Origin of the sequence: uncultured Lamprocystis sp., assembly GCF_903933125.1 — a bacterium.
GTDB lineage: Bacteria > Pseudomonadota > Gammaproteobacteria > Chromatiales > Chromatiaceae > Thiodictyon.
The window spans coordinates 1-2,290 of sequence record NZ_CAIZIZ010000494.1 but is presented as its reverse complement, the minus strand read 5'-3'; the positions used below and the strand labels follow the sequence as shown (position 1 = coordinate 2,290).

General features: G+C 66.1%; 1 protein-coding gene. It reads right to left on the bottom strand.

The annotated features are described in order from the left end of the window. Positions 1-160: 160 nt before the first annotated feature. On the bottom strand, positions 161-2,188 hold the full coding sequence (locus tag QZY03_RS27060; protein WP_295586631.1) for an ABC transporter ATP-binding protein: 2,028 nt from the start codon (positions 2,186-2,188) through the stop codon (positions 161-163). Between the last annotated feature and the right edge of the window lie 102 nt (positions 2,189-2,290).

Here is a 2,290-nt window from a genome sequence, read left to right as displayed (position 1 = left end):
CGCTACGCTTATCCACCCTACAAAACCGGCGATTTTGTAGGGTGGATAAGGTGCGCCGCACGATGTTCGGGATTCAGCACATCGATTGTGCGCGCCGCATCCACCATGGGCCGCAGGAGACCCTCAAATTTGGAACTGCTGGCCGGAATGACGCTGCAAGTTACGCTGGAACGGAGTTTTCGGCTGCCCGAATGCAATGCACGATCCGGTCAGCACCTAAGCGCGTCTCCCCCGGATAAACCCGGCTGCATTCGGCGATCGCCTCCGGACAACGCGGATGGAAGTAACAGCCGGTCGGCGGATTGGCCGGCGACGGCATATCGCCCTCCAGGCGAATCACCTGGCGGCGTTTGGCCGCGTCCACCACCGGCACGGCAGAGAGCAGCGCGCGGGTGTAAGGATGCCGAGGGTCGTCCAGCACCTGACCGACCGGACCGCGCTCGACCACCCGGCCCAGATACATGACGGCGACTTCATGGGCCAGGTAAGAGACGACCGAAATGTTGTGGGTGATGAAGAGATAAGCGAGCCCGAGCCGGTCTTGAAGATCGTTCAGCAGGTTCAGGATTTGCGCCTGGACCGAGACGTCCAGTGCGCTGGTGGGCTCGTCGCAGACGATGAGCTTGGGCTCCACCGCGAGGGCGCGGGCGATGCACAGTCGCTGGCGCTGGCCGCCGGAAAACTCGTGCGGGTAGCGGTCCGCGGCCTCCGGTGCCATGCCGACCAGGTCCAGCAGTTCGGCCACCCGCTGCATGCGCCCGGCCCGACTCCGCTCGATGCCCAACGCCTGCAAGCCCTCGCCGATGATGTCACCGACCAGCATCCGCGGGTTCATGGCGGCAAAGGGGTCCTGGAAGATGATCTGCAGGTCTTTGCGGAAGGGCCGCATCCGCCGATAGCCCAGACCGCGCAGTTCCCGGCCCAGATAGCGCACCGAGCCGCCGGTGGGCGGGATGAGTTGCAGCAGCCCCAAGCCGGCCGTGGTCTTGCCGCAACCGGACTCGCCCACCAGGGCCAGGGTGCGACCGGCCTGAAGACTGAGCGAGACGCCGTCCACCGCCCGCACTTGCCCCACGATGCGGCGGAAAACACCGCGATGGATGGGGAAATGCACAGCAAGGTCTTGGACTTCGAGCAGACCCGCCGCGCCCTCCGGCCCAACCACCGGCAACGGCTCGGCCGGCGGTGGCGTGAGAATCGGCGCCGCAACTCCTGACCGGTCCCCGGACCACAGGTGACAGCGCACCCCGCGCCCCGGTCCCAGCACAGTCCACTCCGGGACCAGGCCGCGGCATTCCGGCAGCACATCGGCACACCGCTCGGCAAACCGGCAGCCGACGAAGGTCTGGTCGAGCGGCGGCACCCGGCCGGGGATGACGGCGAGCCGGGCCTCACGCTTGTCGGCGCTGGGCAGGCTGTCCATCAGTCGGCGGCTGTAGGGATGGGCGGGGGAGGCGAAGAACTCGGCGACGCTTGCGGTCTCAACGATCTGGCCGGCATACATGACCGCCAGCCGATCGGCGGTCTCGGCCACCACGCCCAAATCGTGGGTGATCAGCAACACGGCCATCTCGGTGCTCTGCTGCAACTCCTTCAGCAGCCGCAAGACCTGGGCCTGGATGGTGACATCGAGCGCCGTCGTGGGCTCGTCGGCGATCAGCAGTTCCGGATCGCCGGCCAGGGCCATGGCGATCATGACCCGCTGTTTCATGCCGCCGGAGAGTTGGTGGGGATACTCGCCGATGCGCCGCACAGGGTCGGGAATGCCCACCGCGTCCAGCAGTTCCAACACCCGCTCTTCCACCAGACGGGTCGGCCGACCCTCGTGCACGCGCACCGCCTCGCCGATCTGCTCACCGACCGTCAGCACCGGGTTCAGCGAGGTCTGAGGCTCCTGGAAGATCATCGCCATGCGCCCGCCGCGCACGCCGCGCATCTGCGCCTCGGTCAGGCGCAGGAGGTCGGTGCCGGCAAGCCGCACCGATCCCGCGCTGATCCGCCCGCCCGCCGGCAGCAGACGCATCAGTGAGAGCGCGGTCATGGATTTGCCGCAGCCGGACTCGCCGAGCAGGGCGAAGGTCTCACCCTCGCGCAGAGTCAGATCCAGCCCGTCGACCACCCGTGCCGGAGTGTCGCCGGGTCCGATATCGGTGGTGAGACGCTCGACCTCGAACAGGATGTCCGTCATAGAAAGATCACTTGATTCGTCAGAAATAAGTTAGGCAATGAATACAATCGTTGTCGTTGTCGTTGTCGTTGTCGTTGTCGTTGTCGTTGTCGTTGTCGTAAT

What these genes read in the sequence shown, in the direction of transcription:
- QZY03_RS27060 (WP_295586631.1), bottom strand. Translation starts at nt 2,188, where the DNA reads ATGACGGACATCCTGTTCGAGGTCGAGCGTCTCACCACCGATATCGGA.